This is a genomic window from Streptomyces himastatinicus ATCC 53653, from assembly GCF_000158915.1.
GTDB classification, from domain to species: Bacteria; Actinomycetota; Actinomycetes; order Streptomycetales; family Streptomycetaceae; genus Streptomyces; species Streptomyces himastatinicus.
In genome coordinates this window covers 1,909,136-1,931,857 of record NZ_GG657754.1, presented here as the reverse complement: position 1 = coordinate 1,931,857, position 22,722 = coordinate 1,909,136, and the positions used below count along the sequence as shown (strand labels likewise).

The window sequence follows — 22,722 nt, the reverse complement described above, 5'->3', positions numbered from 1 at the left end:
GCTGCCGTGGACGGACGGGGACCTGGCGGCGGATGCCATCGACCCCACCGGCAAGGCCCGCGCGACCTCCCTGCTGGTCCACGCCATCAGCGACGGCGAGCAGTCCGGCAACACCCTCTACCCGGCCCGCCGCGGCACCGGCCTGTCCGCCGAGGGCAGGAAGCTGCGCGCCGGGAACGCCCACGCGTTCGGGGACTTCGACGGCGACGGACAGCGCGATGTGGCCATCGGGGACGACGGCTCCCGCAACGACGAACCCGGCAACGAGACCGAGCCGCCGGACGTCTCCGGATCGCTGACCGTCTACCCCGGCAGCGGCGGCGCCCCGGTCGACCACCGGTCGCCCGTGGCGTCCGAGGAGCCGGAGGGGTACGAAGCGGCCGGCGGGTACACGGCCGCCGATCCGGACGGCGACGGCCGCGACGGCATCCTGGTCGCCACCTACGCGGGCGCCACGCTCGTCGACGGCGACCGGCGGACCCCGGTGCTGCGCAAGGGCCCCGCGAAGGCGGACGGCCGGAAGGTGCGCGCGAAGGACCGGCCCGCCCGGCCCGTGGGGGCGGCCGACTTCGACGGCGACGGCAAGGACGAACTGGTCCTGAACTGGGGATCCGGCGTCTCCACCGGCCCGTACGGCCAGCAGCCCACCCACTGGTGGATCACCGACGGCACCGGCTCCCGGGACAAGTCCTCCTTCACCACTACGGAGTTCGTGAACGACTAGGAGGCCGTCGTGTCGGGGGCCCGGTCCGCCGGGGCGGACGCGGCGGCGTCCGGGCCCGCGGCCGCGGCCCGGCGCAGCACCCCGGCCCCGGCCACCAGCCCCAGCGACAGCACCGTGACCAGGGCAAACGAGGCGGTCAGCGAGGTCATGTCGGCGATCGAACCGATCGCCGCCGGGGCGATCAGACCCGAGGTGTACGTGATCGTCGCGACGCCCGCGATCGCCTGGCTCGGGGCCGGGCCGCTGTGCCCGGCGGCGGCGAAGGCGAGGGGGACGACGACGGCGATGCCCAGGCCGATGAGGCCGAATCCGGCGATCGCCCGCACCGGGCCCGTGGCCGTGACCACGAGCACGCCGCCGAGCGTGGCCAGCACACCGCTCGCCCGTACGGTCCGCACCGGACCGATCCGGCCCACCACCGCGTCACCGGCGAACCGGGCGGCGGCCATCATGCAGGAGAAGGCCGTGGTGCAGGCGGCGGCGACACCGGGGGAGGAGTCCAGCACCTCGCGCAGATAGACCGCCGACCAGTCCAGGCTGGCGCCCTCGGCGAAGACCGCGCAGAACCCCACTGCGCCGATGACCAGCGCGGACCGGGGCGGCAGGGCGAAGCGCGGCGGCGGATGCTCCTCGGGGGCGCCGCGCAGGTCGAGGACCCACCGGCAGGCGCCGGTGCCCAGCAGCGTGAGCACGGCGGCGGCGATCCCGAGGTGCACCCGGGCGTCGGTGTCCGCGTGGGCGGCGACCGTGCCCGCCGCCGAGCCGAGCAGCGCTCCCGCGCTCCACATGCCGTGCAGCCCGGACATGATCGACCGGCCGAGCCGTTCCTCGATCTCCACGCCGAGGGCGTTCATGGCGACGTCGGCCATCCCGGCGGTCGCCCCGTACACGAAGAGCGCCCCGCACAACCACACCAGGCCGGGGGCGAGCGGGGGCAGCACCAGGGCCAGACACCACAGGGCGATCAGTCCGCGCAGCGCGGCGCGGGCGCCGAAGCGGTGGCTGACCGCCCCGGCCAGCGGCATCGCGCAGGAGGCGCCGATGGCGGGGAAGGCGAGGGCGATCCCGAGCTGTCCGGTGCTGATGCCCAAGTGCTCCTGCACCCAGGGGACACGGGTGGCGAAGTTGCCGGTGACCGCGCCGTGGACCGCGAACACCGTGGCGACGGCCATGCGGGCGCGCCGTACGTCACTCATGGGCGGCTGCGTACCGCTGCTCGTCGCTGCTCATGTCCGTACTCTGCGCATGCCCCGCGGGTCAGCTCAAGGCTATTTCGGCGCGATCTCTTGTCGTGGTCATGATCCATCCCTAATCTGACGTCCAATCTCGATTCTGAATTCGGTTCAGATATCTGATTGGAGTGCTCGATGGTTGCGACTCCAGCGGAGCGCGGGAGATCCACCCGCGCGATCGTCGCGCTCGCCGCCCTGCTCGTCCTCCTGGTCTCCCTGGCGACGCCGTCCGCCCATGGCGCCGAGCGCGGCCGATGGCCCGGCCGGGTGCCGGACACGGTGGTCCTGGACGGCTCCCGACTGGCCCTGACCAAGATGAAACTCCAGCTCGGAGACCGGGAGCTGAAGCGGACCCTGCGCGATCTGACCACCCAGGCCGACCAGTGGATGACCCAGGGGCCGTGGACCGTCACCGACAAGGACCAGGTGCCGCCGAGCGGTGACAAGCACGACTACTTCAGCCAGGCCCCCTACTGGTGGCCGAGCAAGCCCAAGACCGACGACAATCCGTATGGCTGCCCGTACGTTCAGAAGGATGGCCAACGCAACCCCGATGTGGACAAGATGACGGACCGTCCCGAGGTCGGGAAGGTCTTCGAATCCGCCTACGAGCTGTCCCTCGCCTGGTACTACACCGGCAAGCGCGGTTACGCCGAGCACGCCGCCGACATCCTGCGCACCTGGTTCGTCACCCCGGCGACCCGGATGAACCCCAGCCTGAACCACGCCCAGTTCATCCCGTGCAAGTACGACGGCCGCTCCATCGGCATCATCGACTTCTCCCAGGGCTTCACCAGCCTCCTGGACGCCGCCGCCATCCTCGACACCGGCGCCCCGGGCTGGACCAAGGGTGACCACGCGGGCTTCCGCACCTGGAACAAGCAGTTCCTGGACTGGCTGGTGAACAGCGACTTCGGCAAGGAGGAGAGCGCCGCCGACAACAACCACGGCACCTTCTCCGACATGCAGATCGCCGCCATCGCCACCGCCGTGGGCGACCGCGACCTCGCCCGCAAGGTATTGCGCGAGGCCCGGACCAAGCGCATCGACACCCAGATCGCGGCCGACGGCAGTCAGCCCCAGGAACTCGCCCGCACCCGCAGCTTCCACTACTCCACGTTCAACCTCGTCGCCTACACCCGGATGGCGGCCATCGGGCGGCACGTCGGCGTCGACCTGTGGCACTACACCGGCCCCACCGGCTCGAACCTCTTCAAGGCCGTCGACTTCCTGCTGCCCGCCGCCACCGGGGCGAAGCCCTGGCCGTACCCCGATCTGGAGTTCAAGGCGTACGCCGCGAGCGACCTGGTGCACGCGGCCGCCGACGCGGGCGACCGCCGGGCCCGCGCGGCCCTGACCAGGCTCCAGACCCCGCCGGGCGGCGACCTGTGGGCGCTGCGCCCCGCGGTCGAACAGCTCGACAGCATCGCGCAGGGATGAGCCCCCGGCGTCGCGCGGGATGAGCCCCCGGGGCCGGGTGGGTGAGCCAGCCCACACCGGCCCCGTCTCCCACCTGCGCTGATTGCCGTGGCACACTGAAGCCGTACCATGTGACTTCGCGCATTCGGGGTCGGTAAAATTCCTAACCTCGGATACAGTCCGCGACCCGTCCGCCGCCAGCGGCCGGTTAACCAGGTGAAATTCCTGGACCGACGGTGAAAGTCCGGATGGGAGGCAGTGCGCGGCGGTAGCGACATCACCGGTGCGCCGTCTTCGTGGCGGCCGCGTTTTCCGCGCGGGCCGCACGCTCCCGGCGCCCCGGCGGCGGCGTTCCCGTTCCATGTCGTTCCGACAGCCCCGGAGTCCGTGCCCGAAGAGGCAGGAGGACCCGGTGGCCCCCGCAGCCGAAGCAGCGGCAACCGCAGCGGCCGAAGACCGCGCCATGCGCCGCGCCGTCGCGCTCGCCGCCCGCGGCCTCGGCCACACCAGCCCCAACCCCGTCGTCGGCTGCGTCATCCTCGACGCCGAGGGACAGCCGGCCGGCGAGGGCTGGCACCAGCGCGCCGGCGGCCCGCACGCCGAGGTGCACGCCCTGCGCGCGGCGGGGGAGCGGGCCCGCGGCGGCACCGCGCTGGTCACCCTCGAACCCTGCAACCACACCGGCCGCACCGGGCCCTGCGCCCGGGCGCTCCTCGACGCCGGGATCGCCCGCGTCCGCTACGCGGTCGCCGACCCCACCGGCCAGGCGCGCGGCGGCGCCGCGACCCTCGCCGCGGCCGGGGTGGACGTCGCGGCCGGACCGCTGACCGACGAGGCGGAGGCGGTCAACGAAGCCTGGCTGACCGCGATGCGCCGCGGCCGCCCCTTCGTGCTGTGGAAGTACGCCGCCACCCTCGACGGCCGTAGCGCGGCGGCCGACGGCACCAGCCGCTGGATCACCTCCGCCGCCGCCCGCGCCGATGTGCACCGGCTGCGCGCAGAGGCGGACGCCGTGGTCGTCGGCTCCGGCACCCTGCGCGCCGACGATCCCCACCTCGCCGTACGCGACCGGGACGGCGTCACCCAGCCGCTGCGGGTCGCCGTCGACACCGACGCGACCGCGCTGAAGCCCGACGCCCGCATCCTGGACGACGCCGCGCCCACCCTCGTCGCCGTGGCCGAGGACGCCGACACCGGGCACCTCCCGGCCGGGACGGACACCGCCCGGCTGCCCCGCGCCCGAGCGGGCCGCGGGCTCGACATCGCCGCGCTCCTCGCCGCCCTCCACGACCGCGGCGTCCGCTCCGTCCTGCTGGAGGGCGGGCCCACCCTCGCCGGGGCGTTCCTCGCCGCGGGCGCCGTCGACAAGGTCGTCGGCTATCTCGCCCCCGTACTGCTCGGCGCGGGCCCCGCCGCCCTCGCCGACGCCGGAATCACCACGATCGCGCAGGCGTTGCGCATGGATACGGCCGATGTCACCCGGCTCGGCCCCGATCTGCGCATCACCGCCGTCCCTGCCGCACCCACCACCACCCTCGCCGAGGAGAACTGACGTGTTCACCGGAATTGTCGAAGAACTGGGTGAGATCGTCGCCGTCGAGAACCTGGGCGACGCGTCCCGCTTCCAGGTGCGCGGACCCGTCGTCACCGAAGGTGCGCGGCACGGCGACTCCATCGCCGTCAACGGCGTCTGTCTCACCGTCGTCGACACCGGGGACGGCGGGTTCAGCGCCGATGTGATGGCCGAAACCCTGGACCGCTCCAGCCTCGGCGCGCTCGCTGTCGGCTCGCGCGTCAACCTGGAGCGCCCCATGGCGCTCGGCGGGCGGCTCGGCGGCCATCTGGTCCAGGGCCATGTGGACGGCACCGGCACGCTCATCGAGCGCAAGCTGTCCGAGCACTGGGAGATCGTGAAGATCTCGCTGCCGTCCGAACTCGGCCGCTATGTGGTCGAGAAGGGCTCCATCACGGTCGACGGCATCAGCCTGACCGTCGTGGACGCGGGCCCCGACTACTTCACCGTCAGCCTCATCCCGACGACGCTGGCCCTCACCACCCTCGGCGTCAAACAGCCGGGCGACCCGGTCAACCTCGAAGTGGACGTCCTCGCCAAGTACGTCGAGCGCCTGCTCGCCCACGGGGGCACGGACCAGGACAAGAAGGCGATCGAATGAGTGCCCTCGACTGGCTGGGCGCCGAAGCCGGGCAGATATTCGGCCAGCACATCCTGTGGTCGGACGCGATCGGCAACACCATCGGCCTGGCCGCCCTCGCCCTCGGCCGCCGCCGCTCCCTGTGGACCTGGCCCGTCCAGCTCGCCTCCGGCGTCATCCTGGTCGCCGCCTACGCCACCGCCCACCTCAGCGGCGGCGTCGGCAAGCAGCTCCTGGTCATCGGCGTCGCCGCCTGGGGCTGGCGGCAGTGGCGGCACGGCCGCCGCGACGAGGGCGGTGCGGTCGCCGTCCGCTTCGCCACAGGGCGTGAGCGTGCGGCGCTCCTGACCGGACTCGCGGCCGGCACGCTCGCCGTCGGCGCCCTGTTCGCCGCGATCCCCCAACTGTCCTGGAACCCCTGGCCCGATGCCTACATCTTCGTCGGCACCCTCGCCGCGATGGTCGCCCAGGCCCGCGGTCTGATCGAGTTCTGGTTCGCGTGGATGCTGGTCGACGTGGTCGGCGTCCCGCTCGCCTTCAGCAGCGGACTGGCCTTCTCCGGCCTCGTCTACGTCATCTACTTCGCGCTCGTCCTGTGGGGGGCGCGCGACTGGTGGCTGCGCTCCCGTACCGAGAACACCGGGACGTCCCCGGACACCCGGACGGCCCCGAGCGCGACCACCCCCGCAATGGAAGGAGTGTCAGTGTCATGAGCGAGGCCCACGTGACGACGCAGCCGCGACCGGTAGCCGAGGACGAGGCCGCCGACGCCCCCGCGGGCGCGTGGCCGCCCGACGAACTGGCGCTGGACTCCGTCGAGCGGGCGATCGCCGACATCGCGGCGGGCCGCCCCGTCGTGGTCGTGGACGACGAGGACCGGGAGAACGAGGGCGACCTCGTCGCCGCCGCCGAGACGGTCACCCCGGAGATCATCGCCTTCATGATGAACGAGTGCCGCGGGCTCATCTGCGCCCCCATGGAGGCCGACGACCTCGACCGGCTGCGGCTCCCGCAGATGGTCGAGGACAACACCGAGTCCATGGGGACCGCGTTCACCGTCTCCGTCGACGCCACCGCCGAACACGGCGTCAGCACCGGCATCTCCGCCGCCGACCGCGCCGCCACGCTGCGCCTCCTGGCCGACCCGGACACCACCCCCGGCGACCTCGTGCGCCCCGGCCACATCTTCCCGCTGCGCGCCCGCCCCGGCGGCGTGCTCGCCCGCGACGGCCACACCGAGGCCGGGGTCGACCTGGCCCGGCTGGCCGGACTGCGCCCGGCGGCCGTGATCTGCGAGATCGCGGGGGAGGACGGCGTGATGCTGCGCCTGCCCGACCTGGTCTCCTTCGCCCATAAGCACGACCTCGCGATCATCTCGATCGCCGACATGATCGCGTACCGCAGGGCCGCCGAGCCCGGCGTGCGGCGTGAGGCCACCACCCGGCTGCCCACCGCCTTCGGCGACTTCCAGGCGTACGGCTACCGCGCGACCGCCGACGGCGTCGAGCACATCGCGCTCGTCCAGGGCGACATCGGCGACGGCGAGGACGTGCTGGTCCGGGTCCACTCCGAATGCCTGACCGGCGACATCTTCCACTCGCTGCGCTGCGACTGCGGCCCCCAGCTGCACGCCGCCCTGGAGCGGGTGACCGCCGAGGGCCGCGGCGTGGTGCTGTATCTGCGCGGTCACGAGGGACGCGGCATCGGGCTGCTGTCCAAGCTGCGCGCGTACCAGCTCCAGGAGCTGGGCCGGGACACCCTGGACGCCAACCTGGAGCTGGGCCTGCCCGCCGACGCGCGCGACTACGCGGCGGGCGCCGAGATCCTGGCCGACCTGGGCGTGCGCTCCCTGCGGCTGATGACCAACAACCCCGAGAAGACCACCGCCCTGGTCCGCCACGGGCTGCGGGTCACCGGCCGGGAGCCGATGCCCGTCCAGGCCGGGGAGCACAATCTGCGCTATCTGCGGACCAAGCGGGACCGGATGGGGCACGACCTGCCCTGGCTGGAGGGCGACCGCCGGACGGCCGCCCCGGAGCCCGTGTCCGCCTGCGGCAACCAGTAGAACCACCCGTACGAACGAAAGACTTTGAGGAGTGACGTGAGCGGTAAGGGTGCCCCCGAACTGTCCGTGGAGAACTGCGGGGACCTGCGTGTGGCCGTGATCGCCGCACAGTGGCACGAGAAGGTGATGGACGGCCTGGTCGAGGGCGCCCGGCGGGCCCTCGGCGAGCTGGGCATCGCCGACCAGGCCGTGCTGCGGGTGCCCGGCAGCTTCGAGCTGCCGGTCGTCGCCAAGGCCCTCGCGGACCGCGGCTACGACGCGGTCGTGGCGCTGGGCGTCGTGATCCGGGGCGGCACGCCCCACTTCGACTATGTGTGCCAGGGCGTCACCGAGGGCCTCACCCGGGTCAGCGTGGACACCGGCGTCCCCATCGGCTTCGGCGTGCTGACCTGTGACACCGAGGAGCAGGCCCTGGACCGCGCCGGAATCGCCGGTTCCAGCGAGGACAAGGGGCACGAGGCGGTCACCGCCGCCGTCGCCACCGCCGTCACCCTGCGGTCCGTCGCCAAGCTCTGAGGTCGGCGCCCTGCGCGAAGTCGAGCCGTCCGGCCCAAGTAGGATGGCGCACACCATGTCCAAGAAGACGTTCGAGGAGCTCTTCGCCGAGCTCCAGCAGAAGGCCGCCACGGCCGACCCCGCCACTTCCCGTACCGCCGAGCTGCTCCAGTCCGGTGTGCACGCGATCGGCAAGAAGGTCGTCGAGGAAGCCGCCGAGGTGTGGATGGCCGCCGAGTACGAGAGCGACGCGGCGGCCGCCGAGGAGATCTCGCAGCTCCTCTACCACCTTCAGGTGATGATGGTCGCCAAGGGACTCACCCTCGACGACGTCTACGCCCACCTCTGAACCACCCCGCTCACCACCCACCCCTCGTACGAAGGAAACACCCCTCATGCTGCGCATCGCCGTCCCCAACAAGGGTTCACTGTCCGAGCCTGCGTCGGCGATGCTCCATGAGGCGGGCTACCGGCAGCGCAAGGACCGCAGGGAACTCGTCCTGGTCGACTCCGACAACGACGTCGAGTTCTTCTTCCTGCGCCCCCGCGACATCGCCGTGTACGTCGGCTCCGGCCGTCTGGACATCGGCATCACCGGCCGTGATCTGCTGCTCGACTCCGGCTCCCAGGCCGAGGAGATCCTCCAGCTCGGCTTCGCCGGATCCACCTTCCGCTACGCCACCCGGCCCGGCACGGCCACCGATGTGAGCGAGTTCGGCGGGATGACGGTGGCCACCTCCTTCTCCGGCCTGGTCACCAAGCACCTCGCCGACCATGGGGTGGACGCCGCCGTCGTCCACCTGGACGGCGCCGTGGAGACCGCCATCCAGCTCGGCGTCGCCGAGATCATCGCGGATGTCGTGGAGACCGGCACCACCCTGCGCAACGCCGGTCTGGACATCATCGGCGAGCCGATCCTGGAGTCGGAGGCGGTGGTGATCCGCCGCACCGGCGCGCCCACCGACGACCCCAAGGTGCGCCAGTTCCTCCGCCGGATGCAGGGCGTCCTGGTGGCCCGGCGCTACGTGATGATGGACTACGACATCCGGGTCGAGCAGGTCGAGCGGGCCGTGGCGCTCACCCCCGGCCTCGAATCGCCCACCGTCTCCCCGCTGCACCACGAGGGCTGGGTCGCGGTCCGCTCGATGGTCCCCTCCAAGGACGCCCAGCGGGTCATGGACGAGCTGTACGAGCTGGGGGCGCGGGCGATCCTCACCACCGGCATCCACGCCTGTCGCCTCTGAGCCCCCTCCGCACCCTCCACCCCTCCCTCTCACGAGAGACCCCACACACGTGTCCGCCGCCGCCCAGCCGCCCGCCCTTCCGGTCACCTTCCGGCCGACCGTCACCCGGATCGTCCTGCTGACCGTGGGCGCGGCCCTCGTCGTCGTCCTCACCGCGATCGGACTGCTCCTGGAGAACCTCTCCCCGGGCGAGCAGGCCAGCTTCGTCATCACCGGGCTGCTGTTCTTCGCGGGCCTCGCGCTGTTCAGCCGCCCCAAGGTGGTGGCCGACGAGGCCGGGGTGACCGTGGTCAACCTCATCACCACCCGCCGTCTGGACTGGGCCGAGGTGCTGCGGGTCAATCTGCGGCCCGGCGACGCCTGGGTCCATCTGGACCTCGCCGACGGCACCAGCCTGCCCGCCATGGGCATCCAGGTGGGCGTCGCGAAGGCACGGGCCATCGACGACGCCCGCGCCCTGCGCGTGCTCGCCGAACACCACGGCACGGGCGGTGGCACGTCCTGACCCGGTGAGGGGCCTGCCCGTAACGGCCCATCCTTGTTTACTCTGTTGCCGGGGCCGAACGATGCCCCGCCCCGCCTCGACCTGCCCGCACCCCCCGCGCGCAGCCGGCGGGCTCACCCTGCGACCCAAGGAGTGACTCCCTCCAGAGATGGACGGATCGTCCTGTAGTACCTGCGCCGCCGCCGACCCCGAGGCGGCGGCATGAGCGTCACCCTGTCTCTCCTGCTGCTCTCCGCGGCACTTGTCCTCATCCTCGCCAACGGCTTCTTCGTGGCCGCCGAATTCGGCCTGGTCACGGTCGAGCGGCCGGACGCGGAGCGGGCCGCCGAAGAAGGCGACCGGCGCGCCCGTACCGTCGTCGAGGCGCTGCGCGAGCTGTCCTTCCAGCTCTCCGGCACCCAGCTCGGCATCACCATCACCTCCCTGGTGGTCGGCATGCTCGCCGAGCCCGCGCTCGGCCATCTGCTGACCACGCCGCTGTCCGCGGTGGGGCTGCCGCACGGCGCCGTCTCCGGCGTCGCCGTCGTCATCGGCATGCTCGTGGCCTCCGCCGTGCAGATGGTGATCGGCGAACTCGTGCCCAAGAACTGGGCGGTCTCCCGGCCGCTCCAGGTCGCGCGCTTCGTCGCGGGCCCGCAGTCCGCCTTCGCCCACTTCTTCCGGCCGGTCATCGCCCTGCTGAACACGGTCGCCAACCGGCTGGTGCGGATGCTGGGCGTCGAGCCCACCGAGGAGCTGGCGTCCGCCCGTACCCCCGGTGAGCTGGTCTCGCTGGCCCGCCACTCGGCGCTGGCCGGGGCGATCGAGCAGGACACCGCCGACCTCTTCGTCCGCACCCTCTCGCTCGGGGACCTCACCGCCCAGCATGTGATGACCCCGCGGGTGCGGGTCAGCGCCCTCCAGTCCACGGCGACCGCCGTGGACGTGCTCAACCTCACCCGGGCCACCGGACTCTCCCGGTTCCCGGTCTACCGCGACCGCCTGGACGAGGTCATCGGCATGGTCCACCTCAAGGACGCCCTCGCGGTGCCCTCGGACGACCGGCTGCGCACCCCCGTCGGGTCCATCGCCCAGCCCCCGGTGCTCGTCCCCGAGACGCTGCCCGTCCAGCCGCTGCTGGAGCGGCTGCGCAGCGAGCAGCCGATAGCCGTGGTCGTCGACGAATACGGCGGCACGGCCGGTGTCGTCACCCTGGAGGACATCGTCGAGGAACTCGTCGGCGAGGTCCGCGACGAACACGACGACGAGGCCGCCGACACACCCGACCTGGCCCAGACCGTCGCCGAGGACGGCCGGCCCGTATGGGAGGCCGACGGCGCCTGCCGCGTCGACATCCTCCGCCGGATCGGTCTCGAGGTGCCCGACGGGCCGTACGAGACGGTGGCCGGACTGGTCGCCGATCTGCTCGGCCGGATCCCCGCCCCCGGGGACACCGCCGAGCTGCCCGGCTGGAAGCTGGCCGTCCGGCAGGTCGGCCACCACCGGGCGGAGCGGGTACGGATGGTCAGGACCGGATCGGGTACGAGTGCCGGGGCCGGTTCCGCGACCGGTGCCGGGTCCGACGACCCCGCCCCCACAGCTGCCGCTGTCGCCGCCGTAGCCGAGAAGGAAACTGAGCGATGAGTCTCGTCCAACTCCTCTTCGCCGCTCTTCTGGTCCTCGCCAACGGATTCTTCGTCGGCGCCGAATTCGCCCTGGTCTCCGTGCGCCGCAGCCAGATCGAGCCGCGGGCGGCCGAGGGCTCCGCACGGGCCCGTACGGTGCTCACCGGGCTGGAGAGCCTGCCGCAGATGATGGCCGCCGCGCAGTTCGGCATCACCATCTGCTCGCTGACCCTCGGCGCGGTCGCCGAGCCGACCGTCGCCAAGCTGCTGGAGCCGGTCTTCCACGTGGTGCACCTGCCCGAGGGGCTCGTCCATCCGCTGGGCTACGCCATCGCGCTCGCCGTCGTCGTCTGCCTGCACCTGGTGATCGGCGAGATGGTGCCGAAGAACCTGGCCATGGCGGCGCCCGAGAAGACCGCGCTGTGGCTCGCCCCCGGCCTCGTCGGCTTCGCCCGGCTGTGCCGTCCGGTCACCGCGGCGCTGGGCGCGTGCTCCCGGCTGGTGCTGCGGCTCTTCCGGGTCGAGCCCAAGGACGAGGTCGAGGCCGTCTTCACCAGTGAGCAGCTGACCCATCTGGTCGAGGACTCCCGGCAGGCCGGGCTCCTCGACGACGGGGAGCACGAACGGCTCGCCGACGCCCTGGAGCTGGGCAGCCGCCCGGTCACCGACGTCCTCCTCGACCCGGCGGGCCTGGTCACCGTCGACCCCTCGGTCACGCCCCGGCAGATCGAGGAGTTGACGGTCCGCACCGGCTACTCACGCTTCCCGGTGCGCGGCGCCGGTGGCGCCTTCATGGGCTACGTGCACGTGAAGGACGTCCTGGACCTGGAGGCCCCCGAACGGGCGGTCCCCCAGCGGGTCTGGCATCCGATCGAGACCCTGCGCGCCGAACTGCCGCTGGACGACGCGCTCAGCGCGATGCGGCGGGCGGCCTCCCACCTGGCGGCCGTGGCCGACGCGTCCGGCAAGGTGCTGGGGCTGGTCGCGCTGGAGGACGTGCTGGAGATGCTGGTCGGCGAGGTCCGCGACCCGGCCCACCGGGACAGCGGCCACGGCCGCCTCGCGGCCGAGCCGCGCGGCGCCACCACGGTCCAGGCCCCGGCCCCGGCGTCGGCCGCCGCTCCGGCGTCGGCTTCGGCGTCGGAGGAGCCCGCGATGGTCTCCCGCTAGAGGGCTACGGCAGCGGGGGGTCCTCCGGGTCGCGGTACATGGGACCGCGGCCCGACAGGACCTCCCCGTACGCCTGCATCAGATCCGGCAGCCGCAGCGTCGCCAGATCGTCCCGGGTCGGCGTGCCCGTCCACCCCGACAGCCGCAGATCCCGGTACGCGCAGCTCTTCTCGTACAGGGTGCGCAGGAAGCGCCCGTTCCCCAGCTCGTCTATCCAGCCCTGCTCGACCACGTGCCCGCTGATGCTGCGCAGCTCCTCCAGCGACTCCTCGTCCCACACATCGCCGTTCTCCGCGGCCAGCACCTCGCCGATGCGAGTGAGTTCGAGCGGACGGTAGCTGGGGAAGTCGACGCGCGTGGTGAAGCGGGAGCCGAGGCCGGGGTTGGCGGCCAGGAGGCGGTCCATACCCTCGGGGTAGCCCGCGAGTATGACCACCAGCCGGTCGCGGTTGTCCTCGGCGCGCTTCAGCAGCACCTGGAGCGCCTCGTCACCGTACGCGTCGCCCTTGCTGTACCCCGAGTTGGACAGGCTGTACGCCTCGTCGACGAAGAGGACCCCGCCGAGCGCCGAGTCGATCAGCTCGTTGGCCTTGACCGCGGTCTGCCCGAGGTATTCGCCGACCAGATCGGCGCGCCCGGCCTCGACCAGATGGTCGCCGCCGAGCAGTCCGAGCGCGTAGAAGACCCGGCCGAGGATGCGGGCGACGGTGGTCTTGCCGGTGCCGGAGGGGCCGGAGAAGACGAAGTGCCGCTTCGGCGGCTGGACCGGCAGACCCTGCCCCGCGCGCAGCCGGGCCATGTGGAGCTGCGCGGACAGCGCTCGCACCTGCCGCTTGACCGGCTCCAGGCCGACCATGCGCTCCAGCTCCTGGAGCGCGCTCTCCAGCAGGGCGGGATCGGACGGCCCGGGCTGGGCGGGCAGGCCGCCCCGGTCGCGGGTGTTGCCGGCGCCGGTCACGGGGGTGGTCATGAGCGGCGGGCCATCGGCGCCGTCGCCGCCGGTGCGCAGATCACGGCCGTCGGCCGGGTCGACGGTGGCCGACAGGGTGTCGGCCGGGTCGGTCACGGTGCCGTCGGTGGCGTCCTGACTGCTCACCCCGGACAGCGTCACGGCCGCGAGGTCGGCCGTCTCGTCCAGGCCGTCGGACTCCGCTATGGCGGCCAGCCGCGCCGAGGTGTCCATGAAGGTGGGGTCGATGCGGTGCACCGCGCGGTAGAGGGGGAGGGCCGCTGCGCTGCGCCCGGTGCCCTCATGGGCGCGGGCCAGCCAGTAGCGCAGCTCCTTGCGCTGGGGCTGTTCGCTGCGGCAGCGCATCAGGCGGCGGAGAGGAGCGGTTCCGCCTGCCCGTACATCTCAGCCGGACCCGGGCATACGCGAGAGCCCGGCCTCGATGCGAGAGAGTCGTCAGCAGCGTCGGTGTGCGGACAGCTGTTCCAGTCCTTGACCCAGATACGCGCGGCAGGCGTGCAGGAAGCGGGCCTGCGGATCGGCCTCCACGGGCGGACACCCGGCCAGCGCCCGGTCCAGCTCGGGGACATGGCGGCCGTCCAGCCAGTGCGAGGCGTGCGCCAGCAGCAGGTCCCGGTTGGTCTCCAGCACGGGCTGGACCCACCAGCCCAGCCAGTACCAGGAGTTGAGGGTGCGTCGGTGCCGGGTGCGCTGTTCGCCGAAGCGATCGCGGTGCCGGTACATGCGTAACAGCGCGGTCGCCGTGTCGGCGCGCAGCGCGTGCAGGCCGAGCCATGCGTCGGCCATGCCCGGATCGTGCCGCACCGCGGCCCGGAACTCCTCCTCGGCCTGTGCGTAGGCGCCCATCGTGTAGGCGTCCACGGCACGCAGCCAGGCGAGATCGGCCGGGGTGTGCGAACCCTGCGTGCCGAAATCCATCACGTCCCCCACAACCCCTGCCCCCGTGGATGCCGCCGGGGCGGCTGCCCTTTTTGCATCGTACCTGCGCAGGCCGCACCGGCCGAGGGTGCCGCACTGTTGTTCGTCGCAATCGCACAAGGCTTGGCGGGCGTGCGCGGGGGCGTGTAAGGGGCGTACGCGCCCTGAGGGGGTAGGTGACCGAGAGTGACGCTTCGGTCCCGTACGGCAGCCGGAATACGGTGTCGAACCGGGTGCGGACAGGACGAAGCCCCCGATCACGGGGGAACAACCGGGGGCTTCGCGTACTGGGGCGACTCGTACGAGTCGCACATTGAGAACGTAAGACCTGTATGGGCCCCAGGTCAAGCCGAGTTGGGGCGTGCCCGGCAGGTCGGGCCTGGGGTCCGTCCGGACGCGCTCCGCCCGCTCACGCTGAGTGACGCCCAGGGGTGATTCGGGTGGTCACAGCGGGCCCCGTGAGTATCGCGTACCCCACTTTTCGCTGCGCTATCAGGGTTTCCGCATGGGGGCGCGAGGGGTCGGCGGCGAAATGTTCGCGCTCGACTGACTGCCAGCCGTCCCAGAATGTGGACAGTTCGGGGCCGTCGCGCAGCCTCCCGCGCCGCCAGGCGTCCCGGTCGGCCAGCTCCATCCACACCAGATGGGCCAGTTGCGGGCGTACGGCGCGGCGCCCGGCGCCGACGCCTTCGAGGAGGATCACCGGGGCGGGGTCCAGTCGCCGTCGGGTGTCCGCGAAGCGCCGCTCGACCCAGTCATACGGGGCGTACCGGGCGGCGTCGCCACGGCTCAGCGGGGTCAGGATGTGCTCCTGCAACCGCCCGGTCCACCCGAACGGCTCCTCGTGCGTGGCGAGATCATCCGTATGGACGACGGGCGCGCTGCCCAGCGCCTCCGCCAGCCGCCCTGCGAAGGTGGTCTTCCCGGACCCGGCGTGTCCGTCGACCGCGACGAGCCGGACCGGCCCGCACGACGGCGGCAGGGCGCGCAGCCGCCGCGCGAACGCGCGAAGCGTCTCGGCGGGGCGGTCGGCGGTCTCCATGGAGGGCCACTCTACGACTACCGCGGAGTATTCACTCCATTGGTCCACACCAATATTGATACGGGGGCGGAGCGGGGAAGCACTGGCCTGACACCACTCGCAGCGGCCATAGTTGTGCGACTGTCGCGCATGCGCATTGGCCGCCGCTGGACGACGACTGGGGGAGCCCCGTATGACCAGTTCCGGATTCACGCCCCGCCGCTCCGTACTCGCCGCCGCCCTCGGCGTCGCGGGCGCCGCCGCCGTACAGATGACCTCCACCGCCGCCGCCTCCGGCCCCGTCCCGAGACCAGCGGGCTCAGCGGCGAAGAAGGCGGGCGCGACCGCCGAGTACCACGGCTGGACCAGCCACGCCGACTGGCTGGCCGGAGCCGCCAAGGGCGTCCGCGCCGAGGCCGGGGCCCGCCCCGGCATCGTGATCTCCCGCCCGGCCGGCACCACCGACTACACCGACCCGCACACCGGCACCAAGGCCGCCTGGGAGTACGCCACCTGGACCTCCCCGGTACGCAAGCTCTCCGTCCCCGCGACCGAGGCCATCGTCTCGTGGAACGCCCGCACCCCCTCGGGCACCTGGATCCAGGCCGAGCTGAAGGGCACCTACTCCGACGGCTCGGCGACCCCCTGGTACGTGATGGGCCGCTGGGCCTCCGGGGACGGCACGAACTCCATCCGGCGCACCTCGGTGGACGACCAGAGCGACGACAAGAGTTCGGTGTGGACCGACACCCTCGCCGTCGACGACCCGGCGAGCGGCCTCCGGCTGACGGCGTACCAGCTACGGCTGACCCTCTACCGCAAGCCCGGCACCACCCGCACCCCGACCGTGTGGCGGATCGGCGCGATGGGCTCGGACGTTCCCGACCGCTTCGAGGTGCCCGCCTCCGAGCCGAGCCTGCCCAAGGCGCGCGAACTCGCCGTACCGCGCTACTCGCAGGAGATCCACAAGGGCCAGTACCCGGAGTACGACAACGGCGGCGAGGCCTGGTGCAGCCCTACCTCCTCGCAGATGATCATCGAGTTCTGGGGCCGTAAGCCCACCGCCGATGACCTGGCCTGGGTCAACCCCGACTACGCCGACCCCCAGGTCTGCCACGCGGCCCGCGCCACCTTCGACTACCAGTACGACGGCTGCGGCAACTGGCCGTTCAACGCCGCCTACGCCGCCACGTACCGCGACATGCAGGGCGTGGTCACCCGGCTCGGCTCGCTGACCGACCTGGAGAAGCTGATCGCCGCGGGCATCCCGGTGATCACCTCGCAGTCCTTCCTCAAGACGGAGCTGGACGGCGCGGGTTACGGCACCGCGGGCCACCTCATGACCGTCATCGGCTTCACCGCCACCGGGGACGTGATCGCGAACGACCCCGCCTCACCGGACAACCCCGCCGTCCGCCGTGTCTACAAGCGCAGGCAGTGGGAGAACATCTGGCTGAGGACCAAGCGGTACAACGCCGACGGCAAGGTGGTCTCCGGCACCGGCGGCGTCTGCTACCTCTACTTCCCGGCCAAGCCGACCGCGGCCCAGCGCAAGGTGCTGAAGGAGTACGGCATCCGCTGAGCACGCTCCTCATTCCGTGACCGAAGTCTTCGGGCGGCTTTCGTCGCATCCTGTGGCCCGAGCCCGTTCCGTGCGCCGGTACATCCTGGTCACGGCCGTGCACTGGAGTGCCATCGACAGTGCCATGGCCAGGCAGATGCCCGGCAGGCCCGACCCCGACAGGCCGTACGCGAGCGCGAGTTGCAGCACGGCCCCGCACGCGGTGATGCGGGCCAGGGCCGGGCTGCGGCCGCTGGCCTCGAACACCCCGCCCAGCGCGATGAAGCAGGCGAGCAGCACCAGATACGGGCCCACCGAGCGCAGATAGAGGGCCCCGGCCTCGGCCACCTCGCCCTCGGCGCCGAAGGCTCGCATGATCCACGGTCCGGCGGCGAGCAGGGTCAGGGCGGCCGCGAGTCCCAGGGCACCGGCGAGGACCAGCGCCTGGCGTCCGATGTCCCGCCGCTCGTCATGCCCGGCGCCGAGCAGATGAGCGGTGTGGATGGCAGCCGCCTGGCGCACCGCGTAGAAGGCCATGGTCGCGACGTACAGGGCCTTGGTCGCGATCCCGTACGCCGCGACGTCGCTCACGCCGATGTGGGCGACGACGGCGACGAGCGCGAGGGTCCCGGTCATTCTGATGACGAAGTCGGCCGACATCGGCAGCCCGGTCGCAGCCGTGCTGCGTGCGTCGGTGACGAGCCCTCCGGCCGTGAGCGAGGTCTTTTCGGCGGCCTGCCGCAGGGGGCCGTTGCGGCGCAGGGCGAGGACACCGCAGGCCAGCGCCGCCGTCCGCCCCAGCACGGTGGCGATCGCCGCCCCGCGCACCCCCAGCCCAAGACCGAGGATGAGCACGGGATCCAGGGCGAGGATCAGCCCGTTCGCCAGCAGTGCGAGTTTCATCGGGGTGCGGGTGTCGCCCGTGCCCTTGAGGATGCCGTCGACGACGTTGGTGGCGAAGAACACCGCGATCCCGGGCAGCGCGATCGCGAAGTACCCGGTGGCCAGGTGCAGCGCGGGGCCGTCGTCGCCGCCGAGCACGAGGCGGGCCAGCGGTTCGCGGCACAGGTATCCGCCGATGGCGACAACGGGTGTGACGAGTGCCCACAGCGCCCAGCCGCCGCGTACGGCGCCACGCACCGCGGCCGCGTCCTCCGCACCCCTGGCCCGTGCGACCAGCACGGTCGTACCGGAACCGGCAACGAGGATGACGCCGAGCAGCAGATTCTCGACGTTCGTGGCGACCGCCACCGCGGCAACGGCGTCCCCGCCGAGCCGGGCCACCCAGACCATGTTGATGATCCCTGCCGTGACCCCGGCGAGCAGCTCGAAGTAGATCGGATACGCGAGTGACATCAGCTTGCGACGGTGCTGCGCTGCGCCCATGACACGACCCCTCTTTTCGCTGTACCTCTTATCGAGATACAGCGAAAAGAGATAGCATGGCGATGCGAAGCGGACAAGTGCGCGGACGCGCGCAGGGAAGAGGCCGGTGCATGCTGGAGCTGTCGATTCTGGGCTTCCTCTATGAAGAGCCCCTGCACGGCTACGAACTGAAGGCGCGTATCCACGCGCTGAACGGCCACATCCGTCCGGTGAGCGACGGCGCGCTCTATCCGGCCATCACCCGGCTGGTGAAGGCGGAACTGATCGATCAGCGCACCGAGCCCGGCAGCGCTGCCGCACCTCGCCGGGTGCTGTCGCTCACGGAAGCGGGCCGCGCCGAACTGCTGGCTCGTCTGAGGAACCCCAAGGACGCGGAAATCACCGATGGGCAGCGCTTCTTCACACTGCTCGCGTTCCTGCGCCATCTTCCGGATCCGGCTGCCCAGGCCGCCGTACTCCGGCGTCGTCAGGCGTTCCTCGCCACTCCCTCGAGTTTCTTCTACCGCGATGGTGAGCCGGTACGAGCCGAGGAGGCGCCGGACCTGTTCCGGCAGGGCATGCTGCGCATCGCGCGTGCCACCGGAGCGGAAGAGAGGAAGTGGCTGGACGAGACGATCGGCAGCTTGGAGGGCTGAGATCGCGAGTTCTGCGTTCATGAATTTGTGAATTCAGAGATTCGTGTACTCTCGTCGGCATGCCGACTCTCGCCACCGATATCGAGGTGCTGGCGCGGTTCGGCCGCGCCCTCGCCGATCCGATCCGCTGCCGGATCCTGCTCGCCCTGTGCGAGGCTCCGGCTCATCCCGCGGACCTTGCCGACGCCCTGGAGGTCTCCCGGACCCGGCTGTCGAACCACCTGACGTGCCTGCGCGACTGCGGCCTGGTCGTCGCGGTGCCGGTCGGTCGGCGTATCCGCTACGAGCTCGCCGACGAACGTCTCGGGCATGCGCTGGACGACCTGCGCGCCGCCGTGGTGGCCGTCGCGACGGACACCACCTGCCCGGACGCCGAGACCAAGGGCTGCTGCTGAGATGGCCGCGGAGATATCCATCGGCATAGGCTCGTCCCCGGCCCGCCGTGACGTGCTGGCGAAGCGCATACGGCTGCTGGTCGCGGCCACCATCAGCTACAACGTCGTCGAGGCGATCGTCGCGATCACCGCCGGGACGCTCGCCTCCTCCGCCGCGCTGATCGGCTTCGGCCTGGACTCCGTCATCGAGGTGTCCTCCGCCGCCGCGGTCGCCTGGCAGTTCTCCGCCCGCGAGCACGCCGTGCGCCAGGCGAGGGAGAAGACCGCCCTGCGGCTCATCGCGGTCTCCTTCTTCGCCCTCGCCGCGTACGTCGGCGTCGACGCGGTCCGGGCGCTGACCGGCACCGGGCAGGCCGGACACTCCACCCCCGGCATCGTCATCGCCGCGCTGTCCCTCGCGGTGATGCCCTTCCTCTCCGCCGCCCAGCGCAAGGCCGGTCGCGAGATCGGCTCCGCCAGCGCCGTCGCCGACTCCCAGCAGACGCTGCTGTGCACCTACCTCTCCGCCGTCCTCCTGGTCGGCCTGGTCCTCAACGCCACCCTCGGCTGGTCCTGGGCCGATCCCGTCGCCGCCCTCGTCATCGCCGCCATCGCGGTCAAGGAAGGCCGCAACGCCTGGCAGGGCAAGGGCTGTTGCGCGACACCGGCCGCAACCGCGCCGTCCCTGGCGGCCGGAGCCGACGCCTGCGACTGCCGTCCCGGGTGGGACTGCTGCGCATGACCGGCAGCTTCTCGCGGGGAGCGCGGCTATCCTCGGACCGTGGGGAGCCGGTGGAAAGGCCATGTCACGCGCCATCCGCTCCTGGGCGCCGTCGAGTTGACGCTCGCCTGGCATGTCGTACTGGTGCTGTTCGCCAAGGTGATCCTGCCGCCACTGGCCCCGTCCTGGTTTCCCGGCCTCGGCGCCACCGTGGTCAACGCGGTCTGCTTCGCGGGCGTCTGGTGCGTGCTGTGGCGGTGGGGGTGGCTGCGTGTGTCGGGCGTCGCGACGCCCGGCCGGGTGCGGCGCTGGTGGCTGGGCTTGCCCATGCTGCTCGTCGCGTGTTCGTACGCCGTCGTGGGCCTTGACGGCAGCGCGGGCGTGATCGTCGGCTCGCTGGTGTCGTTGCTGTGGGTGGGCATCAACGAGGAGGCCCACAGCCGGGGCCTGGTGCAGCAGGCGCTCGGCCCGCTCGGGGCGATGCGCGCGGCGGTCGCCGTCGGCGTCCTGTTCGGCGTCGGCCACGTCCAGAACTACCTGTTCTTCGGCGCCCCGTTGGACGACACGCTGTGGCAGATGCTGTCCGCCGGGCTCTTCGGTTTCGCCTGCGCCGGGCTGCGCCACGCGATCGGCTCGGTCTGGCCCCTGGTCCTCGTCCACGGGCTGGACGACTTCTTCCAGATCCGCTCGCCGGGTGCGGCACCGGACTGGTGGGAGGCGGCCGTGTACGTCTTCTACGCCGCGTTCGGGGTGTGGCTGCTGCGGCGCTACGGCGCGGACGGGGGCGGTGCCGCCCCGGGCGGGATCCCCGACGAGCGTCCTGAGCAGGCCGGGGCGCCCGGCTGACGGCGCGTTACGCGGCGGCGCGCACCTCCTGGGCGGCGTCGCCGTGGAGCGCCACGCGGACCAGGGCCGCGGCGAGGCGGGGGAGGTCCTTGCCGGGCACCAGCTTCTCCAGGGACGCGGCGGTCTTCGGCAGGCCGACGCGCTCGGCGCCTTCCAGGGCCTTGCGGTCGAAGTACGGGGCGAACTCCGGCCAGACGCCCTGCGCCTCCCGCAGGAAGATGTCGACCCCGGCCGGTCCGATGCCGGTGATCTCCCGCAGCAGCTTCCGCGGGTCCCCGGCCTCACGCATCCGCCGCAGATCGCCCTGGTACTCGCGCCGCACCAGCTCGGCCGCCTCGCCGAGCTGGGTCGCGGTCCGCTCGTCGTAACGGCGGTAGCCGCCCTCGCCCAGGGCGTCGACCCGCTGCTGCCAGGTGGCGTCGGCCATCGTCCGCGGATCGCGCATCCCGGCGTCGAAGAGGGCACGCGCGGAGGCCACCGCGATGTCCGCCTTGATCCGGGCGGACAGCAGATGGGCCAGCACCAGCAGCTGGTAGAGGGGGCCGGGGGTGTTCCGCAGGGTGATTCCGGCCTCGGCCGCGTACGTCGTGCCCTGCTGGTCCAGCAGACTGCGCACCACGCTCGTGTTCTTCTCCTTCTCGCCCATCTCGGAGTCCTCTCCTTTCATTCCGGCCCGCTCCGCATGATCTTCCAGATGCGGGTGGCCACTTGGAGGTTGAGCCTGCTGTCCACGTCCGTCAGATCGCTGCCGCTGATCTCGCGGATGCGCTGGAGCCGGTAGCGCAGCGTGGAGCGGTGGATGACCAGGGTGGCGGCCGTCGCGCTGTAGTTGCCGCCGCGGTCGAAGTACGCGGTCAGGGTCTCCACCAGGGCCGTCCGGTGCAGCGCGTCGTAGTCCAGCAGAGGGCCCAGCCACTCCCGTACGAACTGCTCGACCTCGCGCTGATCCTTTCCGGTACGCAGGATGCGGTACAGGCCCAGATCGTCGAAGAAGGTGATGCCGTACGCGCCGTGTGAACCCTGCCGGACCTCCAGCGCACGCAGCGCCTCCTGATACGAACGGGGCACCTCGTGTGGGCTGTCGCAGCGGCCGCCGACGCCGACCGCCCCGGCCGGTGAGCCCAGCTCCCGGCTGAGCGCCGAGTGCAGCGCGCGCTCGGCCGGACGGCCCCGCGCCACCAGCACCGCCGTACCGGAGCGGCGGGTCGGCAGCACCCGCAGCCCCAGCCCCGCGGCCGCCCGGCCGACGGCGCGCAGGAACCCGTCGTCCGCCGGTCCGTCCGCCCAGCGCACCGCGACCACATGGTGCGGACCGTGCAGATCGTGGCCGACCGCCTCGGCGCGGGCGTAGGCGCTGGTGTCGTCCGCGCCCGTGAGCAGGTCGTCCACCAGCTCGCGCCGCAGCCGCAGCTCCAGCTCGGCCAGCTCCCGCAGATGCGCCAGCTCCAGGGCGAGCGCGGACGCGGCGTGGTCCAGGGCGCGTACGGCCCGTTCGTCGGCCCGGCCCTCGGGGTCCACCAGGCACAGCGCGCCCAGCAGCTCGCCCCGCGGCGCGGCGACCGCGACCAGCCGGTCCCGCACCCGGGCCGGGCGGCACCGGCGGGCGGCCTCCCGCAGCAGCTCCTCGCGCTGCGCCGGATCGGGCTTGGGGTACGGATCGGGGCGCCCGGGGCCCGCCC

The 22,722-nt window shown here is 72.2% G+C and carries 21 protein-coding genes and 2 pseudogenes; 17 read left to right on the top strand and 6 right to left on the bottom strand.

The genetic code is table 11. From position 1 onward, the window contains the following. Nucleotides 1-724 (top strand): annotated as a pseudogene (locus tag SSOG_RS07420) (hypothetical protein); the annotation flags it as partial. Here the strand turns inward: SSOG_RS07420 and SSOG_RS07415 are convergent. Continuing rightward, nucleotides 721-1,920, bottom strand: a complete 1,200-nt coding sequence (locus SSOG_RS07415; protein ID WP_009713592.1) for an MFS transporter — start codon at nt 1,918-1,920, stop codon at nt 721-723. The pseudogene SSOG_RS07420 and the gene SSOG_RS07415 sit on opposite strands and share 4 nt — an antisense overlap. Nucleotides 1,921-2,091: 171 nt before the next feature. On the opposite strand from SSOG_RS07415, the gene SSOG_RS07410 reads away from it, so the two are divergent. The 11 genes from SSOG_RS07410 to SSOG_RS07360 all read left to right on the top strand — a co-directional run bounded on the left by SSOG_RS07410 (nt 2,092) and on the right by SSOG_RS07360 (nt 12,611). After that, nucleotides 2,092-3,396, top strand: coding sequence for an alginate lyase family protein (locus SSOG_RS07410; protein WP_039936821.1), 1,305 nt, complete (start codon nt 2,092-2,094; stop codon nt 3,394-3,396). A 442-nt stretch (nt 3,397-3,838) separates the two neighbouring features. Further along, nucleotides 3,839-4,927: a bifunctional diaminohydroxyphosphoribosylaminopyrimidine deaminase/5-amino-6-(5-phosphoribosylamino)uracil reductase RibD gene (gene ribD, locus SSOG_RS07405; RefSeq protein ID WP_009713590.1), complete on the top strand. Its 1,089-nt coding sequence runs from the start codon at nt 3,839-3,841 to the stop codon at nt 4,925-4,927. Between the two features lies 1 nt (nt 4,928). Next, complete coding sequence (locus SSOG_RS07400; RefSeq protein WP_009713589.1) at nt 4,929-5,549, top strand: riboflavin synthase; 621 nt, start codon at nt 4,929-4,931, stop codon at nt 5,547-5,549. Next, the gene (locus tag SSOG_RS07395; RefSeq protein WP_009713588.1) at nt 5,546-6,241 is read left to right on the top strand and encodes a nicotinamide mononucleotide transporter family protein; all 696 of its coding nucleotides are present in this window, start codon (nt 5,546-5,548) and stop codon (nt 6,239-6,241) included. Before SSOG_RS07400 ends, SSOG_RS07395 begins: the two co-directional genes overlap by 4 nt. Then, nucleotides 6,238-7,593, top strand: a complete 1,356-nt coding sequence (locus tag SSOG_RS07390) for a bifunctional 3,4-dihydroxy-2-butanone-4-phosphate synthase/GTP cyclohydrolase II (RefSeq protein ID WP_009713587.1) — start codon at nt 6,238-6,240, stop codon at nt 7,591-7,593. The genes SSOG_RS07395 and SSOG_RS07390 overlap by 4 nt, the downstream gene beginning before the upstream one ends. Nucleotides 7,594-7,629: 36 nt before the next feature. Continuing rightward, a complete protein-coding gene (ribH, locus tag SSOG_RS07385) occupies nt 7,630-8,109 on the top strand; it encodes a 6,7-dimethyl-8-ribityllumazine synthase (RefSeq protein ID WP_039936819.1) in 480 nt (159 codons plus the stop codon). Nucleotides 8,110-8,164: 55 nt separating this feature from the next. After that, complete coding sequence (locus tag SSOG_RS07380; protein ID WP_039936817.1) at nt 8,165-8,437, top strand: phosphoribosyl-ATP diphosphatase; 273 nt, start codon at nt 8,165-8,167, stop codon at nt 8,435-8,437. A gap of 46 nt (nt 8,438-8,483) precedes the next feature. After that, nucleotides 8,484-9,332, top strand: coding sequence for an ATP phosphoribosyltransferase (gene hisG, locus SSOG_RS07375; protein ID WP_009713584.1), 849 nt, complete (start codon nt 8,484-8,486; stop codon nt 9,330-9,332). 49 nt (nt 9,333-9,381) lie between these two features. Next, a complete protein-coding gene (locus tag SSOG_RS07370) occupies nt 9,382-9,837 on the top strand; it encodes a PH domain-containing protein (RefSeq protein WP_009713583.1) in 456 nt (151 codons plus the stop codon). Nucleotides 9,838-10,038: 201 nt separating this feature from the next. Further along, on the top strand, nt 10,039-11,460 hold the full coding sequence (locus SSOG_RS07365) for a hemolysin family protein (protein WP_009713582.1): 1,422 nt from the start codon (nt 10,039-10,041) through the stop codon (nt 11,458-11,460). Beyond that, nucleotides 11,457-12,611 (top strand): hemolysin family protein, encoded by a 1,155-nt coding sequence (locus SSOG_RS07360; protein ID WP_009713581.1) that lies wholly within the window; start codon nt 11,457-11,459, stop codon nt 12,609-12,611. The genes SSOG_RS07365 and SSOG_RS07360 overlap by 4 nt, the downstream gene beginning before the upstream one ends. 4 nt (nt 12,612-12,615) lie before the next feature. Here the strand turns inward: SSOG_RS07360 and SSOG_RS07355 are convergent. Together SSOG_RS07355 and SSOG_RS07350 are read right to left on the bottom strand one after the other, a co-directional pair. Beyond that, nucleotides 12,616-14,499: pseudogene (locus tag SSOG_RS07355) on the bottom strand (AAA family ATPase). A gap of 409 nt (nt 14,500-14,908) precedes the next feature. Further along, on the bottom strand, nt 14,909-15,541 hold the full coding sequence (locus SSOG_RS07350; RefSeq protein WP_009713579.1) for a uridine kinase family protein: 633 nt from the start codon (nt 15,539-15,541) through the stop codon (nt 14,909-14,911). Between the two features lie 172 nt (nt 15,542-15,713). On the opposite strand from SSOG_RS07350, the gene SSOG_RS07345 reads away from it, so the two are divergent. Further along, nucleotides 15,714-17,102 (top strand): peptidase C39 family protein, encoded by a 1,389-nt coding sequence (locus SSOG_RS07345; protein WP_039936813.1) that lies wholly within the window; start codon nt 15,714-15,716, stop codon nt 17,100-17,102. Nucleotides 17,103-17,111: 9 nt separating this feature from the next. Here SSOG_RS07345 and SSOG_RS07340 read toward each other — a convergent pair whose 3' ends face one another. After that, on the bottom strand, nt 17,112-18,467 hold the full coding sequence (locus SSOG_RS07340; protein WP_009713577.1) for an MATE family efflux transporter: 1,356 nt from the start codon (nt 18,465-18,467) through the stop codon (nt 17,112-17,114). Between the two features lie 110 nt (nt 18,468-18,577). On the opposite strand from SSOG_RS07340, the gene SSOG_RS07335 reads away from it, so the two are divergent. Genes SSOG_RS07335 through SSOG_RS07320 form a run of 4 tightly spaced genes read left to right on the top strand, consistent with a single transcriptional unit; the run spans nt 18,578 to nt 21,043 of the window. After that, nucleotides 18,578-19,102: a PadR family transcriptional regulator gene (locus tag SSOG_RS07335; protein WP_009713576.1), complete on the top strand. Its 525-nt coding sequence runs from the start codon at nt 18,578-18,580 to the stop codon at nt 19,100-19,102. A gap of 59 nt (nt 19,103-19,161) precedes the next feature. Further along, complete coding sequence (locus SSOG_RS07330; RefSeq protein ID WP_009713575.1) at nt 19,162-19,497, top strand: ArsR/SmtB family transcription factor; 336 nt, start codon at nt 19,162-19,164, stop codon at nt 19,495-19,497. Between the two features lies 1 nt (nt 19,498). Then, a complete protein-coding gene (locus tag SSOG_RS07325) occupies nt 19,499-20,218 on the top strand; it encodes a cation efflux transmembrane domain-containing protein (protein WP_009713574.1) in 720 nt (239 codons plus the stop codon). A gap of 39 nt (nt 20,219-20,257) precedes the next feature. After that, nucleotides 20,258-21,043: a CPBP family intramembrane glutamic endopeptidase gene (locus tag SSOG_RS07320; protein ID WP_009713573.1), complete on the top strand. Its 786-nt coding sequence runs from the start codon at nt 20,258-20,260 to the stop codon at nt 21,041-21,043. Nucleotides 21,044-21,050: 7 nt separating this feature from the next. Here SSOG_RS07320 and SSOG_RS07315 read toward each other — a convergent pair whose 3' ends face one another. Both SSOG_RS07315 and SSOG_RS07310 read right to left on the bottom strand, forming a co-directional pair. Then, nucleotides 21,051-21,689 carry an HhH-GDP family DNA glycosylase gene (locus SSOG_RS07315; RefSeq protein ID WP_009713572.1) on the bottom strand — a complete coding sequence of 213 codons (639 nt, stop codon included), beginning with the start codon at nt 21,687-21,689 and terminating at the stop codon, nt 21,051-21,053. A gap of 17 nt (nt 21,690-21,706) precedes the next feature. Then, nucleotides 21,707-22,722 (bottom strand): PucR family transcriptional regulator (locus tag SSOG_RS07310; RefSeq protein ID WP_208867336.1); only part of this gene is annotated, 1,016 nt, incomplete at its 5' end.

Excerpts from the sequence above, each read along its gene's own strand:
- SSOG_RS07380 (WP_039936817.1), top strand. The coding sequence starts at position 8,165 with ATGTCCAAGAAGACGTTCGAGGAGCTCTTCGCCGAGCTCCAGCAGAAG.
- SSOG_RS07350 (WP_009713579.1), bottom strand. The coding sequence starts at position 15,541 with ATGGAGACCGCCGACCGCCCCGCCGAGACGCTTCGCGCGTTCGCGCGG.
- hisG (WP_009713584.1), top strand. The coding sequence starts at position 8,484 with ATGCTGCGCATCGCCGTCCCCAACAAGGGTTCACTGTCCGAGCCTGCG.
- SSOG_RS07415 (WP_009713592.1), bottom strand. The coding sequence starts at position 1,920 with ATGAGTGACGTACGGCGCGCCCGCATGGCCGTCGCCACGGTGTTCGCG.
- ribD (WP_009713590.1), top strand. The coding sequence starts at position 3,839 with ATGCGCCGCGCCGTCGCGCTCGCCGCCCGCGGCCTCGGCCACACCAGC.
- SSOG_RS07325 (WP_009713574.1), top strand. The coding sequence starts at position 19,499 with ATGGCCGCGGAGATATCCATCGGCATAGGCTCGTCCCCGGCCCGCCGT.
- SSOG_RS07340 (WP_009713577.1), bottom strand. The coding sequence starts at position 18,467 with ATGGGCGCAGCGCAGCACCGTCGCAAGCTGATGTCACTCGCGTATCCG.
- SSOG_RS07365 (WP_009713582.1), top strand. The coding sequence starts at position 10,039 with ATGAGCGTCACCCTGTCTCTCCTGCTGCTCTCCGCGGCACTTGTCCTC.
- SSOG_RS07335 (WP_009713576.1), top strand. The coding sequence starts at position 18,578 with ATGCTGGAGCTGTCGATTCTGGGCTTCCTCTATGAAGAGCCCCTGCAC.
- SSOG_RS07410 (WP_039936821.1), top strand. The coding sequence starts at position 2,092 with ATGGTTGCGACTCCAGCGGAGCGCGGGAGATCCACCCGCGCGATCGTC.
- SSOG_RS07345 (WP_039936813.1), top strand. The coding sequence starts at position 15,714 with ATGACCAGTTCCGGATTCACGCCCCGCCGCTCCGTACTCGCCGCCGCC.
- SSOG_RS07315 (WP_009713572.1), bottom strand. The coding sequence starts at position 21,689 with ATGGGCGAGAAGGAGAAGAACACGAGCGTGGTGCGCAGTCTGCTGGAC.
- SSOG_RS07360 (WP_009713581.1), top strand. The coding sequence starts at position 11,457 with ATGAGTCTCGTCCAACTCCTCTTCGCCGCTCTTCTGGTCCTCGCCAAC.
- SSOG_RS07330 (WP_009713575.1), top strand. The coding sequence starts at position 19,162 with ATGCCGACTCTCGCCACCGATATCGAGGTGCTGGCGCGGTTCGGCCGC.
- SSOG_RS07395 (WP_009713588.1), top strand. The coding sequence starts at position 5,546 with ATGAGTGCCCTCGACTGGCTGGGCGCCGAAGCCGGGCAGATATTCGGC.
- SSOG_RS07390 (WP_009713587.1), top strand. The coding sequence starts at position 6,238 with ATGAGCGAGGCCCACGTGACGACGCAGCCGCGACCGGTAGCCGAGGAC.